The following is a 19,392-nucleotide window of genomic DNA, read 5'->3' as shown; positions in this document are numbered from 1 at the left end:
TTTGAACCGAATATTTATGACTGACAACTCTAAAAGAAGTGAGCTGATCTTATGCAGAAAAAAGTGGTTCTTGCAGGGGGAACAGGGTTCATTGGCAAGCTCCTGGAAGAGAAGTACACATCGCTTGGTTATGATGTCCGTATGATTTCAAGGCAAGAGCAGCACATTTCCTGGAACAATTCTCAACAGATGGTGGAGGCTATTGATCAATCTGATGTATTAATTAATCTTGCAGGCAAGTCGGTGGACTGCCGGTACAACGAGAAAAACATGAAAGAAATATTTAGTTCCCGAACTGAGACGACACGAATATTAGGGGAGGCACTGGAGAAGTGCGAGAATCCGCCTCCATTATGGATCAACTCAAGTACGGCTACGATTTACAGGCATGCCGAGGATCGTCCTATGACGGAAGACGCTGGGGAAATTGGTACGGGTTTTTCAGTGGAAGTGGCTAAGGAATGGGAGAAGGCATTCTTCTCTTTTCAGCTGCCGCAGACAAGACAGGCTGCGCTACGAATCGCGATCGTACTTGGACCTGGCGGCGGTGTTATGACCCCATTTAAAAATCTCGTTCGTTTCGGACTTGGTGGAGTCCAAGGTCCGGGAAACCAAATGTTCAGCTGGATTCATATTGAAGATGTATTTGGCATTATACGGTTTTTGCAGGAGCGGCAAGACTTAAGCGGCGTATTTAATTGCTCCTCTCCGCATCCGGTAACGAACCGTGAGCTCATGGCCAAGCTGCGGGATGCGATGAATGTGAAAGTGGGATTACCTTCTCCTAGGTGGCTGCTTGAGATGGGGGCGGTCCTCATCAGGACGGAAACCGAGCTCATCCTGAAAAGCCGCTGGGTTGTTCCTGAACGGCTGGAAAAAGAGGGATACAATTTTAAATATAAAGATATCGATCAAGCTATTGCCCATATTTTAAAAAGTGATATGTATTGAACGATAATAATCAAATTTTGTTGTTGAAAGGTCCGCGTAGAGGCTGGGAGCTGACGGGAGGACAGGTTGAGGAAGGGGAGTCCTTATCAGATGCGGCAGTTAGGGAGACCAAAGAAGAAACGGGTATCGATATCGAAATCATTAGGTTTTGTAGAATATTTCAGAACGTAAAGGATTCAATATGTAATACGCTGTTTGTAGGCCGGCCCATTGGCGGACAGTTGGCAACTTCGAGTGAAGAAAATACAACCAATTATGAACCTAGGCAAGCTGCTCGACCCTCTAGCTGACAAACTGTTAATTTCGGTAGCACTTATCATATTTAAAGCGAGGATATTGATGGAAATTTTAATTATAATTTTGGTAATTGGGTTGTTTGGTATTATCAGTAATCAATTTTCCGGGCTAAGAAGGATTGAAAAGCTGGAAAAAACATTGGATGAAATTAATGAAAGCATGAAGACGATGAATGACCGGAGAAACAGACCGTAAGCATTTTGAAATTACAACATCAACGAAGACGGTATGACAAAGGAGCAGCATCATGGGAACTTTAACGATTACGCGTGTTAATGGAGACCCATCCGAACCCAGAAGAGGACTTGCGCAAGGATATAACATCCGCTGCGCGGTCCTTTTTTATTTTGATAAAACGGTACCTCAGGGGGCTACTGACGTCATAATGGAACTTTGTTATATTGAGAATATCTTTAACTCAGTGAAGGAGGAAATTTTGTGAGAAGCAGCTCAAGCAAACAGGCATCATTGCTTATACGTTTTTTTGTTCCTTATGCAATTATTCTGTTCAGCGCACTGCTTGTCGGCTGGTTCGCCTATAATAAGACCTCTGATCTTGTTGAAAGCGAGACTATGAAGAGTAATGCCGCCTTATTGGGCCAAATCCGGGAAGCGCTCGACCGACGCCTTGCTGAGATAGAGATGATTGCCAGGCAGATGTCCAGTGAGCCCAAGGTACAGTCTTTTCAATACGTGAAAGAGCCTTTCGGGGGTGAAAATCCATACAACTTATTGGATTTGGAGAAAAGCTTATTTGACTACCGTATGTTTAATCATTTTATTGTGGATTACTATGTGGCTTACAAGAACAGCGGCATGTTCATTTCACCGCGAAAAATTTATACGATGAAGCAGTTTTATGACCTGCAGCTTCATTATGAGGATCTTACGATGGAGGAGTGGCAGAGCCGGCTGTTTGATACATATCATTACAAAACGTACATGCCGGGTACCTCGGTTGTGTATGAAGGAAAACTATATTCTGTGGTCAGTTTTATGCAGTCATTTGGTATTAAGGGCAGTGGAGGGGTTATCACGGTTCTCATCAACAATGAGCAAATTCAGGAAATGCTGCGAAATATCGATTCTGAACAGCGGGGGTTTGCGTATATTGCGGACCAGAACGGAAACCTGATCAGCCATATAGGATTGGAGAAAGAGTCGATTGATTTGAAAGCGCTTCCTATTGAGGGGGACTTCTCCCAGCTCATATGGAACGGTGAAGAAATGCTTGTGACCAAGGCGACATCTGGATATAACGGATGGACATATGTATCCGCACTACCCAAAACGGTTGTACTCGAAAAAGCGTATTACATTAAACAGTTGACGTTCACTGTATTTCTGATTGCGCTTATTTTTGGGCTTATGGCTGCAGCCTATTTTGCATATCGAAGCAGTCGCCCTTTTCTCAAGCTTTTGCAAATGCTCCCGGTTTCCCGTACAGAGAACAATTCGCGAATGCTTCGAAACACTGTCGATTATATCCGTACCTCGGTATCCGATCTGATTGAAAGACATGATCTGTTAAAGGGCCGGCTGGAGGAACAACTTCCGCAAATGCGAAGTGTGCTTTTGGATCGCCTTCTAAAGGGAGGATATACTTCAATGCGTGATGTAGAGGCTGCAATGGAACATGCCCGTCTCGATCTTCGAGCATCTCAGTATGCTGTTGGAATCTTACGTCTACGTGGATATCATGCTCCGTACAATGAAGAAATTTTAACAGAGATGGATATCGTGAAGCTGGGCATAAGTGACCGTATTGAAGAGTCACTAAGTCACTGTGTCATTGTGCATGATTTAGGGGAGAACTTGATGGTCTTGCTGCTGTATGAAAGTGAAGGCAGATCGGATGATTGGATAAACATGATGCGACGGCTGCTTGGAGATATGATTGGAGAGCTGACAGGAAACTTGGGGGCAGGGTTGTATATGGCAGTCGGCGGCGTGCAAACTCAGCTAATAGAGCTGTATCGTTCATTTGGAGAAGCAAAATTTGTTCTGCAGCATGCCAGATGGCAGGAGAGTGAGCCTATTCTTTGCCATGAGGACGTTGAATTAGCGGTCCCAAGCTATTTTTATCCTTCTGATGTGGAGCAGAGATTGATTCAGCTTGTAAAATCAGGCAACCAAACGGAGACAGGACGGCTTCTTCAACAAATCCGAAAGAGTAATATAGAGGAGCGTCAGCTGCCATTAGCTGTTGAAAGACTGTTCGCCCATGAATTATGCGGCACATTGATAAAGTGCTGTGAACAGGCCTCAGGAGTTGACATTGCTGAAGAAGCAGAAACGGTGCTAAAGGCTTCGGATGCGGCCATCCTTCCTGCTGATGCCATTAACATGCTGTGTGCTTCACTGCTGGGCCTGTGCGTCAAAAACGAAGAGCGGAAAAAAAGTCACAACGATGATCTGACAAACCGTCTGATTGCCTACATCGAAATGCATTATTCCAATAGTGAATTAAGCTTGACCGTATTGGCTCGTGAAGCGCGAACTTCAGAGGCGTACGTGTCTTACTTCTTCAAGGAACAAACGGGTCTTAATTTTTCCGATTATTTGGAGAACATCCGCATGCGTGAAGCGAAGAGGCTTTTACTAAACAGCGGCAAGCCGGTCAGTGAAATTGCTGCTGCTGTCGGGTACTTATCTTTGAATACATTCAGTCGGGCGTTCAAGCGGGCAAATGGGATCAGCGCCACCGAATACAGGCGGAATCATGAGGCGGGATAAGGGATTTTCTAAAGAAAAGTTAAGTCCATGAATGCTGAATAATGGCTTTCTAAAGAACGGAATAACTTTAAAAATGTGATGATTTACGCGAAAAATAAGTCCTTTTATACTTCTAATCACCGGACCGGTCAGCAAGACCATTTTATTAGATTGGGGTGATAGGCACTGAAGGGCTGGAAGAAGATCAGAGTTAAATGGCAGCTGTACGCACTTTTTTCGCTGCCGCTTCTGTACATTATTATTTTCAAGTATGTGCCTATGTACGGAGCGTCGATTGCCTTTAAAGATTTTAATGTAACGAAAGGAATCGGAGGGAGTGCGTGGGTAGGTTTCGCTCATTTTGAGCGGTTCTTCCACTCGCATGAGTTTTGGAGACTGCTGCGAAATACGCTGTCCATAAGCTTTTACACACTGCTTGCCAGTTTTCCATTTCCGATTCTGCTGGCGCTTGGATTAAATTATGTAAGAAACAAAAGATTCAAGAACATGGTTCAGATGGTGACGTATGCACCGTATTTCATTTCACTTGTTGTTTTAGTTGGCTTGATGCTTCAGTTTCTGGATCCCAGGACAGGGCTGATCAACACGATTCTTGGCTGGTTTGGTATCGGACCGGTTCACTTTATGGCGGAGGCGTCCTGGTTCCAGTCCATCTACGTCTGGTCTCATGTATGGCAAAATGTCGGATTCGCCTGCATTATATTTTTGGCAACGCTTGCAGGAATTGACCCGGCTTTGCATGAAGCGGCTGTAATTGATGGAGCATCCAAGCTGCAGAGAATGCGGCATATTGATCTACCGGGTATTATGCCAATTGCAGTTATTTTGCTCATTCTAAACACGGGACAGATGCTTGAGACCGGTTTTGAAAAAATACTTCTCATGCAAAATGCACTCAATTTACGTTCTTCAGAAGTCATTGATACGTATGTGTATAAGGTCGGATTAGTCTCTCAGGCCATGAACTTTTCTTACGCGACAGCGATTGGTCTGTTTAAAGCGGTGATTGGATTCATTCTGCTGTTAATTGTGAACCAAACGGCCAAACGGCTTAAACAGGAAAGCTTATGGTAGGAGGGCGTAACGTATGCAATCAAAAACAATAAAAGAAACCGGCTCCGACCGCCTGTTTACGATTTTTAATTATGTCATGCTGTCGATTGTTCTCATCGTAGTGCTGTATCCGCTTATTTATGTTGTAAGCGCTTCATTCAGCTCGAGCAGTGCGGTGCTGTCCGGTAAAGTGTGGCTTTGGCCTGTTGAACCGACTTTGGAGGGCTATAAAGCTGTATTTAAAAATGCCATGGTTGTCAAAGGCTTCAGTAACACGATTTTTTACACATTAGCCGGCACGGCTATTAACTTGGTGCTTACTGTCATGGCTGCATATCCGCTTTCGCGGAAGGATTTTAGCGGACGTAATTTTTTTATGCTGGTGTTTGTATTCACAATGCTGTTTAACGGGGGACTCATCCCGACGTATCTGATCGTCAAGGATCTTGGCATGATTGACACCGTCTGGGCCATGCTGATTCCGGCGGGGCTTTCCGTATGGAATGTCATTATTATGCGAACCTATTTCCAGACGACCATACCAAGTGAACTGCTCGAGGCATCTCAATTGGATGGGTGTACGGATTTCCACTTTTTGCGAAGTATCGTATTACCGCTTTCGGGTCCCATTCTAGCGGTTATCGCATTGTTTTATGCTGTTGGACATTGGAATCAATACTTCAACGCCATGATTTATTTAAAACGGGCGGATTTGTATCCGCTGCAGCTGGTGCTTCGAGACATTCTCGTCCAGAACGAGGTCAATATCGAAATGCTTGGGGACGCGAAAACTGCAGCAGCCCGTCAGGGATTGAGGGAACTTCTTAAATATTCACTGATTGTCGTGACCTCGCTTCCGCTGCTTGTTGTGTATCCGTTTCTGCAAAAGTTTTTTGTTAAAGGCGTCATGATCGGGTCTATTAAAGGCTAATAACGGTTTTCCATTTCCTTTTGAAATCAGGGAGGGGCATTATGAACAAAAAATTAAAGGTAGCATTCAGCGCATTTACCGCGTTTAGCATATTTCTTGCCGGCTGCTCGGGAGGTACGGATAAGGCGGGAACCGATAAGGAGAAGGACAACTCAGCTTCAGCGATTAAGCTGACTGCCCCAGGCACTTATCCGCTTGTAGAAGAGAAGCAAACTTTAAAAGTTATGGTTCGGGGAAACCCATTGGTCGAAAACTTTGCAACAAATGAGTTTACAAAGTGGTATGAAGAAAAGACTAACGTTCATATCGAGTGGGAGGTTGTTCCGGAGCAAAGCATGCAGGAAAAACTGAATCTTGTACTGGCGAGTGAGGATTATCCAGATGTCATCATGGGGCTGAACATTTCTCCTTCGCAGCAGATGATTTACGGCTCGCAGGGTGCTTTTTTGCCGCTGAACGATCTGATTGAAAAGCAGGGAACTCAGACGAAAAAGATGTTCCAGGATTACCCGGAGATCAAATCGACGATTACTGCTCTTGATGGCAACATTTACGCTCTCCCCGAAATCAATGATTGTTACCACTGCTCCATGAGCCAAAAAATGTGGATTTATGAACCGTGGCTCAAAAAGCTGAATTTTGAAATGCCAACAACGACAGACGAATTATTCAATGTGCTGAAAGCATTTAAAGAGCAGGACCCGAACGGAAACGGTAAAGCGGATGAAATTCCGTTATCCATTTCGCAGAAATCATGGAGATCCTCGATCGATTCGTTTCTGATGAATTCTTTTATCTACAATCCGACTTACGGATCAAGCTATAAACATATGTTTGTTAAAGACGGGAAAATTGATGTGGCGTATAACAAACCGGAGTGGAAGGAAGGGCTTCGTTTTATGAACAAGCTGTATCAGGAAGGCTTGATCGCTCCGGAGTCGTTTACGCAGGATGATAATCAATTGATTCAGGTCGGTGAAAATCCGGATACGGTTATTTTGGGAGCGTCTACGGGAGGCCATCAGGGTGTTTTCACTCAGCTGATGGGTGACAGCGGACGATGGGCTGAGTATAAAACGGTTCCTCCATTAAAAGGTCCACAAGGTGTTCAGTATGCAGCTAATGATACAACGGGGTTGAATCCGGGCGCCTTCATCATCACAAAAAAAGCGAAAAATCCAGAGCTTGCCCTCCGCTGGGCTGACGGCTTGTATGAAAGAGAACATACGCTCCGCAGTGCATATGGCCGTCCGAATGAGGAATGGCGTGAGGCGAAGGAAGGTGAAATCGGGATTAACGGTGAACCGGCGGTATGGTCCGAATTGAAATCCTACGGTACAGTTCAAAACGTAAGCTGGGCTCAGACCGGGCCTGCTATGCGTACGAATGAATTCCGATTGAGTGCGGTAGCAAAAGGTGACGATGATTTAGAGGTAATTCTGTATAACGAGACGAAGAATAACTACGAACCATATGCGCCGAAGGATGTTTCCACGGTACCTCCTCTTTTCCTGACGAATGAACAGGCATCGGAGGTTGCGGATCTGGCCAAAACTGTAAACGATTACGTAGACGAGATGATTGCGCGTTTTGTTATTGGAGATGCGGATTTGGACAGCGATTGGGACGGGTATGTCCAGCAGCTTGAGGCCATGAATCTTGCACGTTACTTGGAAATTTACCAGCAGGCATATGATGAGAAGAGTAAAAAACAGCAGATGGAGGGGTTGTAATCAATGAATCCGAGATTTAATCGAACCGCTACGCTCATGAACGATCGTTTTGGACTGTTTATTCACTGGGGGCTTTATGCCATACCGGCAAGAGGGGAATGGGTGCGGAACCGGGAGCGTATTTCGAATGAACAGTATCAGCCTTACTTCCATGAATTTGATCCTTCGCGTTATGATCCGCGGAGCTGGGCAAGGGCCGCCAAAGCCGCAGGTCAGAAATACGCGGTAATGACGACCAAGCATCATGACGGCTTCTGCTTGTTTGACAGTAAACTGACTGAATACAAGGCAACCAATACACCTGCGGGTAGAGACCTGATTCGAGAATATGTTGACGCATTTCGTGAGGAAGGCATTGCTGTTGGATTTTATTACTCTCTCATCGACTGGTACCATGATGATTATCCGGCTTACAGTGACCGCATTCATCCTATGCGCGGAGTGGAGTCCTTCAAGGATAAAGAGCGCGATTTCAACCGTTATCTCGACTATATGCATGGCCAGGTGAAAGAGCTGCTTACGAATTACGGAAAAATCGACATCATGTGGTTTGATTTCTCCTATGATGATATGACTGGAGAAGTATGGCGGGCAACGGAGCTGATGGAAACGATCCGATCCCTGCAGCCGGATATCGTGATAGATAACAGGCTTGGCGGTAACATTATGGCGGCAGAGCCAGAGGTGTATGCCGGGGATTTCTATTCTCCTGAGCAGATTATCCCTCCGCGCGGGATTGTGAATGAGCTAGGAGAGCCCATTCCTTGGGAGGCATGTATTACGCTGAACGGCAACTGGGGATACCATGCCACCGATAAAGCATACAAGTCACCGCGACAAGTGATACGGGCACTCGTGGAGTGCGTCAGCAAGAACGGAAACCTGCTGCTGAATGTCGGACCGGATGCAGAAGGGGAAATACCTAAGGAATCGCTTGAGATATTATCTGAGGTCGGCGAATGGATGCGCCGGAATGGAGACAGTATTTATGGCTGCGGAATGGCGGAGCTTGATAAACCGGAATGGGGACGTTACACACAGCGTGGAAATAAACTGTACGCCCATATTTTTGACCGCGGCATCGGCCCGATTTATTTCCAAGGTTTGAAAGGGAAAATCAAAAGAGCTCGCTTACTCGCGGATGGAAGTGAGTTGAAGGTAGAGACGCCTTGGATGGCGGAGCAATATTCTGACACGGACAGCGGTGCTTTTATTTACCTAGCCGGTGGAGAGCTTCCGGATGAAATGGATACGGTAATCGAACTTGAACTGATCGATGACGAATCAACTGCTTAGGGGGTAAACAGGCATGAGAGTCGGAGTCAGCATTTACGGTCTTGAAAATCTGAGACGAATTTGGGACGAAGTGTAAGCGGATTCCTTAATGAATTAGAAATGAAATGATCAGTTTCCGAGTCAAAAGTACTAAATCACATAATACTGAGGTTTATTTGCTCTAAATTAGGGTATAGGTGAGTACTAGACAAGGAGGCGATGACATGAAGAAAAGAACGTATCAAACAAAGCATATCGTTGGGGCATTTCTTACCGGGGCTATGTTGTTTTCAGGTTTTTCCTTTGCTGCAGTAAGTGCGAGTGATTCATTCAATAGTGCTGGACAAACGACTGAAAAGGTAAGTTTTTATGTAAACGGCGAGGATCGTTCCACGGAGGATGTATATGAAAATCATGGAATTGCAGCGCCTGCATCTATTGTTCAATACGGAACGACATATGTTCCAGTGCGTATGGTTGCTGAAATGATGGGTACACCGGTATTCTGGGATCAATCTACCCGTTCGGTTTCCATTGGGACCCCTTCAGTAAAACTGTTTAATACATCGGGTGAGCCAACCGGCTCTGCCACATTGGAACAGGTGAATGACGGAGTAAAGGTAAAAATTTCCGCATCCGGTTTAACTCCGGGCAAGCATGGATTCCATGTACATGAAAATCCGATTGAGTCGAATGATTTCAAGTCCGCCGGAGCGCATTTCAATCCAATGAATAAACAGCATGGTCTTCAAAATCCGAAAGGAAGTCACGTTGGTGATATGCCGAATTTGATCGTTGAAAAGGATGGTACGGTGGAAGCGGAGCTGATCATCAAGCATGCAACGCTCGAAAAGGATCAAACCAACTCCTTGCTCGGAAGATCATTGATTATCCATGAAGGGGAAGACGATGAAAAATCCGACCCTGCCGGAAACTCAGGTGATCGGATCATGGGCGGCAATATCCCTAAATAACTCATTTCAGTATATTGCCAATTTTGATGTTTATGTTATAATGATGTCGAATGGACGACCATTCAAGATAAGTAGAATAGAAAAGTTTTAGGCAATGGAAGTTTGGTGCAAATCCAACGCGGTCCCGCCACTGTGATAGATCGAAGTGTTCGATCTTAAGTCAGGTCGTTTGCCTATGAACTGTTTCTGGACCAGTCACTTCGAGGCGAAAGTGACTGGTTTACAAGTCTAGTGACATTTAACGCCTCGCTAGGCTTTTTTCTTGTTACTAGCAGGGCAGCCGACGCTGCTGTCGGCAAGGCCTGGCGCGCCGCCAAACTTGATACAATGAGGTATAGAGTGGACAACAGGAGGTTCTTCAATGCTGAAGAACGATGATGCACAAGGATGTGCATCCCTTTTTTTCAAAATCATTGAGAAGTTTTTATGATACATTTGGTTGACGAGTATCTGGTTTACGTTGTACATTGGAGATAGACAATTTCATGAATGCTGCACAATGTCGTGCACATGATATAACAAGCAAAGAGGCTTTTGAAGGGATACATTCCTTTTAGAGGTCTCTTTTTTTGTTTCTAGCTCATTTTTGGAGGTGCCTTATACAAATATGGACAAAATTTCGATGAAAACTGACATCTACTTGGGACAAGGTACGCTGGATCGCCTGATGGAATGGAGAGACAGGAGGATTTTTGTTGTCACAGACCCGTTTATGATCAAGTCAGGGATGATTAATATGCTGTTTGAACGGCTGGATGATAGCAATGAACAATATATTTTTAGCAAAATTGTACCTGATCCTCCGATCGAAGTCGTAACAGAGGGGGTTGAAACACTTGGTGAGTTTCAGGCTGACCTGATCATTGCAATTGGCGGGGGTTCTGCAATTGATGCCGCCAAGGCGATGAAACTGTTCGCTTACAAAATATTGAATCTTCAGGAGATTCAGTTTGTAGCGATTCCGACAACGAGCGGGACAGGCTCAGAAGTGACCTCGTTCTCTGTCATCAGCGATAAGGAGAAGAATATCAAGTATCCTCTAGTAGACGATCACATGCTCCCGCAAGAAGCGATTCTGGACCCGGAACTGGTCAAGAGCGTACCTGACTTCATAACTGCGGATACGGGGATGGATGTGCTGACCCATGCGATTGAAGCATTCGTGTCGATCAAGGCAAATGATATTTCCGATGCGCTCGCCGAAAAAGCAATGAAGCTGGTGTTCAAATATTTGCCAAGGGCTTATCAGAACGGAAATGACCTTGAGGCAAGAGAGAAGATGCACAATGCTTCTTGCTTGGCAGGCATGGCCTTTAATATAACTTCACTTGGCCTAAATCATGGAATCGCTCATGTGGCCGGAGCCAAATTCAAAATTCCACACGGTCGAATGAACTCGCTGCTGCTGCCCTATGTCATTGAATTTAATGCAGATTATAAACCGGGATACGGTAAAGAAGAGAGCAACAAGACAGCAGCCAGATATGCCGAATTATCAAAAAGCATAGGTCTGTCTGCACCTAATGCCAAGAGCGGTGTTCGAAGCCTGGTGCAAGCAATCAAGCAGTTACAGAAGCAGTTACAGATGCCGCAGACGCTGCGGGAGTGCGGAGTAGAGGAAGATTTGTTTGAAACGATGAAAGTGGAAATTGCGGAAGGAGCGCTTCAAGACGGTTGTACTGCGACCAATCCACGTGTTCCTGCAGCTTCTGATATCGTTGAAATTTTGAACAAAATGTATCGAACCTAAATCTGGATTGAAGTTTCGGACGCGCTCATATTGACAATACCAGCAGGTTAAAATATAGTTAAGATAACACAACGGCGTGTTTATAGATTGAAAGCGAAGAGGCTTCTTAAAATTTCCGCGTGAACTTTTAAGGAGTCTTTATGTGTTTTTTTAGAGATAATCATTTGTTAGTTGTGTTTGACATGAGAGTGGGATGATCAATGGAACAACATAATGAAAAGCAACGTGTCATTCAGGAATATGTACCTGGTAAACAGGTAACATTAGCTCACATTATCGCGAATCCTAACGCGGATATTTATAAGAAGCTAGGACTCGGAAACGATGCGAAGGATTCGATTGGCGTCATGACGATCACGCCAAGTGAAGCTTCTATTATTGCGGCAGATATTGCAACAAAGGCGGCTGGTGTACAAATCGGTTTTGTCGATCGATTCAGCGGCTCACTTGTTATTACAGGGGATGTATCTTCTGTGGAATCTGCAATGAATGAAGTACTTATTGGGTTGCAGAATATTCTGGGGTTCTCGGCCACGAAAATTACGAGAACGTAAAGGAAGAAGCTGCTATGAAAAAAATTATTTTTGCTGGAAGCACGGGATCGGGTAAGACCACGCTGTGTCAACGATTGCATGGGCAGGAAATAGCTTATAAGAAGACACAAGCTGTTGAGAACTTTGAACAGGCGATTGATACGCCTGGAGAGTGTATTGAAAATAGACATCTATATAAGATGTTATTAGTTTCCAGTGTGGATGCGGACGTTATCGGACTTGTGCAAGATTGCACAAAGGAAGAGAGCTACTTTCCACCGGCCTTTGCGACGATGTTCGCCAAACCAGTTATAGGGATTGTAACGAAGGTGGAGCTGGCTCGGAATGATGAGGATATTGCGCAGGCAAGATCATTTTTGCAGGCTGCGGGTGTAGAACGTATTTTTGAAGTATCATCCGTGAAACATGTGGGCGTAGATGAGTTGCGAGCCTATTTGGAGGCGTGATACTTCCGATCATCATCGATGGTACGTTCACGAGATACAAGCAAATAATCGGTAAACAACGAGGTGCATAATTGCATGAATAGAAAAATTGTGATAGTCGACGACGAACCTATTACAAGAATGGATATTCGTGAGATGCTTGAAGAAGCAAACTACAACGTTGTAGGCGAAGCTTCTGATGGTTTTGAGGCCATCGAACTATGTAAGAAGCATCTGCCCGATTTGGTCATTTTGGATATTCAAATGCCGATACTAGATGGGCTTAAGGCGGGTAAGCGAATTATTTCGGAGCAACTGGCCGGTGCCGTTATTTTATTAACCGCCTTCAGTGATAAGCAAACGATTGAAAAAGCATCTTCTATTGGTGCGCTTGGTTATCTGGTGAAGCCGCTTGATGAAAAATCGTTCATCCCTATGGTGGAAGTGACGATTGCAAAAGGCAAGGAAGTGCGCAAACTCGAAAATGATTTGTCAAAGCTGTCGCAAAAGATGGAGGAACGGAAAGTTGTTGAAAAAGCAAAAGGGATTCTCATGAAGGAAAATGGCTATACCGAAGAAGAAGCCTATCAAACCCTGCGCAAACTAAGCATGGACCGGCGATGTCCGATGATGGAAATTGCTACAACGATCGTCATTTCCTATGATTGAATTCCCAAAGCGCATTCGTCAACTTTGCAAGCGTTATACCGGACTAAGCGATGCTGATATCGCAAGGATTATAGAAATGGCTGAGTCCATTGAAATGTCTGACGGACAGGAGGACATATTCATCGATGTGCTTTCCAGCGTAGAGGATGAAGCCGTAGTGGTGTACCAGTATCGACCAGTCACAGGAAAATCGTTATACAAGCGTTCTGTCGTTGGTGAGAAGGCGCTGCGCGAGAATGAACCCGGGGCGTTGCGAACATTGGAAACCGGTGTTATGTCCCAGGGGCTGATCGCCAATACGCAGGAAAATCAGCTAGTCCGGCAAACGGTGCATCCGATCAGGAACCAGGAGAAAGTGATTGCTGTTGTTATTTATGAAAAAGATGTAAGTGATAACATCCAGGCACACTTTAATATGACGCAATTTGAGGACAGCCAAATGTCCTCTATGCTGACGGCCATGCTGCGCTTCCAGGATTCGATTATAAATCAGTTAGAAGATGCCGTTCTGGTATTTGACAAGCATGGATTTTTGAAGCAGAAAAACAAGCAAGCTGATATGTGCTATCGTCGGCTTGGTTATTTGGAAGACATTCAAGGATTGCATTATAATAATCTTTCGCTGGATCAAACGACGTTCTCAGATGTAATGAGACAGTACTATGCGTCTTCAAGTTGTCCATTAATGACAAGTGTAAAGGCAGCGGATCGATTTTATCAGGTGAAAAGGCTGTTTATTAATGAGGAGGATCTGTGCATAGGCATAATTTTACATGATGTGACGGAAATCAAGGAAAAGGAAGCGCAGATTATTTCCAAATCGGTAGCTATTCGAGAGATTCATCACCGGGTAAAAAATAATTTGCAGACGGTAGCTTCATTGCTTCGTATACAGAGCCGCCAATGTGAGAGTCCGGAAGCTAAAAAGTGTTTGAATGACAGTGTCAGTCGAGTGCTCGCTATTGCTGCGACCCATGAATTGTTATCGATGGAGATCGAAGCGCAGGTGGATCTGGTTGATGTCATTCAGCTTATTTCTTCGAACATCCAGCGCTGCTTCGTCGATTGTAATGCGATCGATATCCAGATATCAGCTGCGCAAAGTGTTTTCTTGGACAGTGATCGTACCGTTGCGATTGCGTTGATCATTAGCGAACTGCTGCATAATAGCTACGAGCACGCGTTTGGCGATTGCAAGAAAGGTACGATTACGGTGACTGTGCAGCTGGAAAGTGGTTTGATTACCGTTGGTGTTATTGATGATGGGGCCGGATTCACGGTTGAAGAAAAGCCGTCTAAAAGTTTGGGGTTATCCATCGTCCGCAGCTATGTAAAGGACAAGCTGAAAGGTAAGCTTTCTATCGTGTCGGGCAGTGACGGAACGGCTGTTACGTTTACATTTAAAAAATAACAACTTCTTGAAAAATGAATAAATCAGGCTACAAGGGTGTAGCTTTGCTAAGCAATGAGGCTTAAAGTTAACCATTTTCGTTCAGGCGAAAAGGTTATGACTTTAAGCCTTTTTTCGTCTATTTTACTGGGTCACGATCGGGTAGGGGGTGAGAGAAGTGAATGAGCAATTGTTAAGTGTAGGCATTGATATGGGGACGTCTACGACCCAGCTTGTGCTCTCAAAGCTGCATATCCAAAACATGGCATCCTCTTTCTCAGTGCCGCGTTTGGTGATTACGGACAAAGAGGTGATTTATCGCAGCGATATTTGCTTCACGCCTGTTCTGGAAGACAATCGGATCGATATGCAGAAAATCCAGCTTTTCGTGCAGGAACAGTATGAGAAGGCTGGCATTCGCAAAGAGGAGATTCAAACAGGCGCTGTCATCATCACGGGTGAAACGGCGCGCAAGGATAACGCGAATGAAGTGTTGCTGTCATTAAGCGGATTTGCCGGAGATTTCGTCGTTGCTACCGCTGGCCCTGATCTGGAAAGTATTATTTCAGCTAAAGGTGCAGGTGCCCATACGTATTCAAAAGAGTTTTCCACATCTATTGTGAACATTGACATTGGCGGAGGGACCAGCAATCTTGCACTGTTTGCAAACGGTGATCTGCTGGATACGGGCTGCCTTGACATCGGGGGACGATTGATACGAGTTGATCCGAATACGCATCAGATTACGTACATCGCTCCGAAGATCAAGCAGCTTGCGGCGGTAAGAGGATTGAACCTCGCATTGGGCCAGCGGGTGACCCCGGATGATCTTGCGCCGATAATCGCTGAAATGGTCAAGCTGTTGGAGGAAAGTGTTGGTCTCAGGCCGGCGGGAGATTTCTATGAGACCATCGTAACGAACAAAGGTCTGAAGCTGGATCGGAGCATTTCGTGCATTTCCTTCTCCGGAGGGGTGGCGGATTACATCTATCACGAAGAGACTGGAGATGAATTTCGATATGGAGATATCGGAATATTGCTCGGAAGAGCCATCGCCGCATCTTCCTTGACACAGCAGTTAACCGTCGTGCGTTCTACGGAGACGATTCGGGCTACCGTCGTTGGAGCGGGTTCTCATACGACCGAGATCAGTGGAAGCACGATCACCTACACGGAAAAAAGTTTTCCGATCAAGAACATCCCGATTTTGAAGCTTGCTTCGGTGGATGAGTCGGGAAGCAGCGATGTGCTGGCGCAAGCTGTCAAGGATAAACTGAATTGGTTCAAGCTGAACAATGATTTACAGCGGGTTGCCATCGCTGTGGAAGGAAAGAGCAGTCCGAGCTTTCAAGAGGTTCAGAAATATGCTCAAGGATTGTACAAGGGAATGTCAGAATTGCTGGCAAGGGAGTATCCGCTCATCGTCATCGTTCATGAGGACATGGCGAAGGTGCTGGGGCAGACGCTGTATGCTCTGCTTGGCTACAAGAAGGATGTCATCTGCATCGACAGCATTCAGGTGGATAATGGCGATTATATCGATATCGGCAAGCCGATTGCAGGCGGAAAGGTACTTCCTGTCGTCATTAAAACGCTCGTGTTTCATTAATCGAGTTGGTATTTGGGAGGAGGAGCTATTGTGATTTTAAAAACAAAACTGTTTGGCCGAGTCTATCAATTTAAATCACTGATGGAAGTTATGGCTAAAGCAAATGAGGAAAAATCAGGGGATACGTTGGCCGGAATAGGTGCGGCTTCATCTGAAGAGCGCGTGGCTGCCAAGGTGGTGTTGTCCCAGATGACATTGTCAGACTTGCGCAACAACCCTGCGGTTCCATATGAGACGGATGAGGTAACCCGAATTATTCAAGATGGGGTCAATGAGCGCATCTATAGTGAAATTCAAAACTGGACCGTAGAAGAGCTGCGGGAGTGGATATTAGACGAGAACACAAGTGAGGCTGACATCAAGCGAGTATCCCGTGGTCTGACAGCCGAGATGATCGCCGCAGTGGCCAAGATTATGTCTAACCTCGATTTGATGTATGGAGCTAAGAAAATTCGGGTTACGGCGAGCGCCAACACCACCATCGGTCGTCCGGGTACCTTATCGGCTCGCTTGCAGCCGAATCACCCTACTGATGATCCGGATGGAATCATGGCTTCCCTAATGGAAGGTTTAACTTTCGGGATTGGGGACGCGGTATTGGGTCTGAACCCGGTAGATGACTCGGTTGAAAGTGTAACCCGTGTTCTCAAGCGATTTGAGGAGTTCCGTCAGAAGTGGGAGATTCCGACACAGACATGCGTCCTGGCTCACGTTACGACTCAGATGGAAGCTGTTAAAAGAGGCGCGCCGACAGGGCTGATCTTCCAATCGATTGCGGGCTCGCAGAAAGGGAACGAGGCATTTGGCTTTAATGCAGCCACGCTTGAAGAAGCGCAGCAGCTTGTTCTGCAGCACGGCCAGGTATCCGGGCCGAATGTCATGTATTTCGAAACAGGCCAAGGCTCGGAGCTGTCTTCCGAAGCCCATCACGGGATTGACCAGGTGACGATGGAAGCACGCTGCTATGGCTTTGCGAAGAAATACAGCCCGTTCCTCGTCAATACGGTGGTCGGATTTATCGGACCTGAATATCTATACGATGCGAAACAAGTCATTCGGGCTGGGCTTGAGGATCATTTTATGGGTAAACTGACCGGGGTTTCTATGGGGTGCGATGCATGTTACACGAACCATATGAAGGCTGATCAGAACGACTTGGAGAACCTGGCGGTTCTATTGTCTACAGCCGGTTGCAATTTCTTCATGGGTATTCCTCATGGTGATGATGTCATGCTCAACTACCAGACGACCGGCTATCACGAAACGGCAACGCTGCGCGAACTGTTGGGCCTGCGTCCGATCCGCGAGTTTGAACAATGGATGGAAAAAATGGGCTTTATTGAAAATGGCAAGCTGACTAAAAAAGCCGGTGACGCATCGGTATTTCTCAAGTAAGGAAAGGAGGAAACTCTCATGAACGAAAAAGATATAAGATCGATGATTGAATCGATTCTAAACGAGATGGTAGGAAACAAGCAGGAGCAGGAAGAGAACAACATGAACCCTGGACAAGCTGCATCACCTGTCGGGCACTCAGCAGCAGCAAATCCGAATGAAGGCGGATCGGCTACTATGCTAACCGAAGATCATGTGGATGATGGCGAATGTTTGGATGATATTACAGAAATCGATCTTCGCAAACAGCTGCTCGTTCCGGAGCCAACAGATCGCGAAGGTTATATGAAAATGAAGGAAAAAACGCCGGCTCGTCTTGGGGTATGGCGTGCAGGACCGCGTTACAAGACGATTACGTCACTGCGGTTTCGCGCCGACCATGCTGCCGCTCAGGATGCAGTATTCTCCTATGTGTCCGAAGATTTTGTCAAAGAAATGAACCTTGTTCCGGTAGAAACCTTGTGCGGGGATAAGGATGAATACATTACACGCCCAGATTTGGGCCGACAGTTCTCTGCCGAAACGATCGAATATATCAAGCAGCATACAGCCAAGAAGGCCAAAGTTCAGCTTATGGTTGGAGACGGTTTAAGTTCGGCTGCTATTGAGGCGAATCTGCGTGATATTGTGCCAGCTATAGCTCAAGGGCTCAAAATGTATGGCATGGATGTAGGTAATATACTGTTTGTCAAACATTGCCGCGTTCCTTCAATGGATGTTATTGGCGAAGTAACGGAAGCAGATGTGGTATGTTTGCTTGTCGGGGAACGCCCTGGGCTGGTTACAGCAGAATCGATGAGTGCCTACATTGCATATAAGCCAACCGTTGGTATGCCGGAAGCTAGACGTACAGTCATCTCCAACATTCACTCAGGCGGAACGCCTGCAGTGGAGGCGGGTGCGCATATCGCTGAGTTGATCAAAACAATGATTGACAAAAAAGCATCAGGTATTGATTTGAAACTATAGGAAGGCAAGGGAGGCGTTCGTATGAGAAACGAACCGATTCATGCCCAGGTGCTGGGCTTGAAGCTCATTTCCAACGTCAGCGCGGACATGGCAAGCAAGCTGGGTCTGAAATCGCACCATAAAAGCTTGGGAATCATTACCGCTGACATTGATGATGTCACTTATACAGCATTGGATGAAGCGACAAAAGCAGCAGCTGTAGACGTTGTTTATGCAAAAAGTATGTATGCCGGCTCGGCGAATGCTTCAACAAAGCTGGCAGGCGAGGTCATCGGGATCTTGGCTGGTCCGAACCCGGAGGAAGTTCGCAGCGGATTGAACACGGTCGTTGAATTCATCGAGAACGGTGCTCATTTCGTTAGTGCTAATGAAGATAACAGCATCACCTATTTTGCACATTGCGTTTCACGCACAGGCACGTATTTATCCCAGACTGCCAACATAAAGGAAGGGGAATCCTTGGCGTATCTCATCGCACCTCCTCTGGAAGCGATGTATGCACTGGATGCGGCGCTGAAGGCCGCTGATGTATCCCTGGCAGAATTCTTTGGCCCGCCTTCCGAAACCAACTTTGGCGGTGCTCTGTTAACAGGCAGCCAATCAGCCTGCAAGGCAGCATGTGATGCTTTTGCAGACGCTGTTCAATTCGTTGCAGATAACCCTACGAGTTATTAAGGGTAG

Annotated in this window: 17 protein-coding genes, 1 pseudogene and 1 riboswitch; all 18 genes and pseudogenes read left to right on the top strand. The window is 45.9% G+C overall.

Features of this window, described 5'->3' with window-relative positions:
• The first annotated feature begins 51 nt into the window (after positions 1 to 51).
• The 18 genes and pseudogenes from C8268_RS02535 to eutL all read left to right on the top strand — a co-directional run bounded on the left by C8268_RS02535 (position 52) and on the right by eutL (position 19,386).
• Positions 52 to 951 (top strand): TIGR01777 family oxidoreductase, encoded by a 900-nt coding sequence (locus tag C8268_RS02535; RefSeq protein WP_106766229.1) that lies wholly within the window; start codon positions 52 to 54, stop codon positions 949 to 951.
• Positions 948 to 1,226: pseudogene (locus C8268_RS02530) on the top strand (NUDIX hydrolase); the annotation flags it as partial. The gene C8268_RS02535 and the pseudogene C8268_RS02530, both read left to right, overlap by 4 nt.
• On the top strand, positions 1,207 to 1,443 hold the full coding sequence (locus tag C8268_RS22860) for a CDP-alcohol phosphatidyltransferase family protein (RefSeq protein WP_420094229.1): 237 nt from the start codon (positions 1,207 to 1,209) through the stop codon (positions 1,441 to 1,443). The pseudogene C8268_RS02530 and the gene C8268_RS22860, both read left to right, overlap by 20 nt.
• Before the next feature lie 243 nt (positions 1,444 to 1,686).
• The gene (locus C8268_RS02515; protein ID WP_106766226.1) at positions 1,687 to 3,984 is read left to right on the top strand and encodes a helix-turn-helix domain-containing protein; all 2,298 of its coding nucleotides are present in this window, start codon (positions 1,687 to 1,689) and stop codon (positions 3,982 to 3,984) included.
• 258 nt (positions 3,985 to 4,242) lie between these two features.
• Entirely contained in the window at positions 4,243 to 5,058 is an 816-nt protein-coding gene (locus tag C8268_RS02510) for an ABC transporter permease (protein ID WP_234032650.1), read from the top strand.
• A gap of 13 nt (positions 5,059 to 5,071) precedes the next feature.
• Positions 5,072 to 5,968, top strand: a complete 897-nt coding sequence (locus C8268_RS02505) for a carbohydrate ABC transporter permease (protein ID WP_106766224.1) — start codon at positions 5,072 to 5,074, stop codon at positions 5,966 to 5,968.
• A gap of 41 nt (positions 5,969 to 6,009) precedes the next feature.
• The gene (locus tag C8268_RS02500) at positions 6,010 to 7,701 is read left to right on the top strand and encodes an ABC transporter substrate-binding protein (protein ID WP_106766223.1); all 1,692 of its coding nucleotides are present in this window, start codon (positions 6,010 to 6,012) and stop codon (positions 7,699 to 7,701) included.
• Between the two features lie 3 nt (positions 7,702 to 7,704).
• The gene (locus tag C8268_RS02495) at positions 7,705 to 8,997 is read left to right on the top strand and encodes an alpha-L-fucosidase (protein WP_106766222.1); all 1,293 of its coding nucleotides are present in this window, start codon (positions 7,705 to 7,707) and stop codon (positions 8,995 to 8,997) included.
• Positions 8,998 to 9,200: 203 nt separating this feature from the next.
• Positions 9,201 to 9,950: a superoxide dismutase family protein gene (locus C8268_RS02490; RefSeq protein WP_106766221.1), complete on the top strand. Its 750-nt coding sequence runs from the start codon at positions 9,201 to 9,203 to the stop codon at positions 9,948 to 9,950.
• A gap of 70 nt (positions 9,951 to 10,020) precedes the next feature.
• Positions 10,021 to 10,175, top strand: a riboswitch (adenosylcobalamin (AdoCbl) riboswitch).
• Between the two features lie 382 nt (positions 10,176 to 10,557).
• Positions 10,558 to 11,700 (top strand): 1-propanol dehydrogenase PduQ, encoded by a 1,143-nt coding sequence (locus tag C8268_RS02485; RefSeq protein ID WP_106766220.1) that lies wholly within the window; start codon positions 10,558 to 10,560, stop codon positions 11,698 to 11,700.
• 200 nt (positions 11,701 to 11,900) lie between these two features.
• Entirely contained in the window at positions 11,901 to 12,254 is a 354-nt protein-coding gene (gene eutS / locus C8268_RS02480; protein ID WP_106766219.1) for an ethanolamine utilization microcompartment protein EutS, read from the top strand.
• Between the two features lie 14 nt (positions 12,255 to 12,268).
• Positions 12,269 to 12,700 carry a EutP/PduV family microcompartment system protein gene (locus tag C8268_RS02475; RefSeq protein ID WP_106766218.1) on the top strand — a complete coding sequence of 144 codons (432 nt, stop codon included), beginning with the start codon at positions 12,269 to 12,271 and terminating at the stop codon, positions 12,698 to 12,700.
• 75 nt (positions 12,701 to 12,775) lie between these two features.
• Positions 12,776 to 13,348: an ANTAR domain-containing response regulator gene (locus C8268_RS02470; RefSeq protein WP_106766217.1), complete on the top strand. Its 573-nt coding sequence runs from the start codon at positions 12,776 to 12,778 to the stop codon at positions 13,346 to 13,348.
• Positions 13,341 to 14,759, top strand: a complete 1,419-nt coding sequence (locus C8268_RS02465; protein WP_106766216.1) for a sensor histidine kinase — start codon at positions 13,341 to 13,343, stop codon at positions 14,757 to 14,759. Before C8268_RS02470 ends, C8268_RS02465 begins: the two co-directional genes overlap by 8 nt.
• 157 nt (positions 14,760 to 14,916) lie before the next feature.
• Positions 14,917 to 16,347 (top strand): ethanolamine ammonia-lyase reactivating factor EutA, encoded by a 1,431-nt coding sequence (gene eutA, locus C8268_RS02460; protein ID WP_106766215.1) that lies wholly within the window; start codon positions 14,917 to 14,919, stop codon positions 16,345 to 16,347.
• 30 nt (positions 16,348 to 16,377) lie between these two features.
• Positions 16,378 to 17,742, top strand: coding sequence for an ethanolamine ammonia-lyase subunit EutB (locus C8268_RS02455; protein WP_106766214.1), 1,365 nt, complete (start codon positions 16,378 to 16,380; stop codon positions 17,740 to 17,742).
• 177 nt (positions 17,743 to 17,919) lie between these two features.
• The gene (gene eutC, locus C8268_RS02450; protein ID WP_420094262.1) at positions 17,920 to 18,711 is read left to right on the top strand and encodes an ethanolamine ammonia-lyase subunit EutC; all 792 of its coding nucleotides are present in this window, start codon (positions 17,920 to 17,922) and stop codon (positions 18,709 to 18,711) included.
• Between the two features lie 21 nt (positions 18,712 to 18,732).
• Entirely contained in the window at positions 18,733 to 19,386 is a 654-nt protein-coding gene (eutL, locus tag C8268_RS02445) for an ethanolamine utilization microcompartment protein EutL (RefSeq protein ID WP_106766212.1), read from the top strand.
• The last annotated feature ends 6 nt before the right edge of the window (positions 19,387 to 19,392 follow it).

The organism is Paenibacillus faecalis (assembly GCF_900289175.1).
In the GTDB taxonomy this organism is placed as follows: Bacteria; Bacillota; Bacilli; order Paenibacillales; family Paenibacillaceae; genus Paenibacillus_AQ; species Paenibacillus_AQ faecalis.
Note: the sequence above shows the minus strand (reverse complement) of the source record. Positions and strands in the feature narration are given on the sequence as shown.

Bases quoted from the DNA above. Each gene is read 5' to 3' on its own strand.
- C8268_RS02535 (WP_106766229.1), top strand. From the start codon at position 52: ATGCAGAAAAAAGTGGTTCTTGCAGGGGGAACAGGGTTCATTGGCAAG.
- C8268_RS22860 (WP_420094229.1), top strand. From the start codon at position 1,207: ATGAACCTAGGCAAGCTGCTCGACCCTCTAGCTGACAAACTGTTAATT.
- C8268_RS02510 (WP_234032650.1), top strand. From the start codon at position 4,243: ATGTACGGAGCGTCGATTGCCTTTAAAGATTTTAATGTAACGAAAGGA.
- C8268_RS02505 (WP_106766224.1), top strand. From the start codon at position 5,072: ATGCAATCAAAAACAATAAAAGAAACCGGCTCCGACCGCCTGTTTACG.
- C8268_RS02500 (WP_106766223.1), top strand. From the start codon at position 6,010: ATGAACAAAAAATTAAAGGTAGCATTCAGCGCATTTACCGCGTTTAGC.
- C8268_RS02495 (WP_106766222.1), top strand. From the start codon at position 7,705: ATGAATCCGAGATTTAATCGAACCGCTACGCTCATGAACGATCGTTTT.
- C8268_RS02490 (WP_106766221.1), top strand. From the start codon at position 9,201: ATGAAGAAAAGAACGTATCAAACAAAGCATATCGTTGGGGCATTTCTT.
- C8268_RS02485 (WP_106766220.1), top strand. From the start codon at position 10,558: ATGGACAAAATTTCGATGAAAACTGACATCTACTTGGGACAAGGTACG.
- eutS (WP_106766219.1), top strand. From the start codon at position 11,901: ATGGAACAACATAATGAAAAGCAACGTGTCATTCAGGAATATGTACCT.
- C8268_RS02475 (WP_106766218.1), top strand. From the start codon at position 12,269: ATGAAAAAAATTATTTTTGCTGGAAGCACGGGATCGGGTAAGACCACG.
- C8268_RS02470 (WP_106766217.1), top strand. From the start codon at position 12,776: ATGAATAGAAAAATTGTGATAGTCGACGACGAACCTATTACAAGAATG.
- C8268_RS02465 (WP_106766216.1), top strand. From the start codon at position 13,341: ATGATTGAATTCCCAAAGCGCATTCGTCAACTTTGCAAGCGTTATACC.
- eutC (WP_420094262.1), top strand. From the start codon at position 17,920: ATGCTAACCGAAGATCATGTGGATGATGGCGAATGTTTGGATGATATT.
- eutL (WP_106766212.1), top strand. From the start codon at position 18,733: ATGAGAAACGAACCGATTCATGCCCAGGTGCTGGGCTTGAAGCTCATT.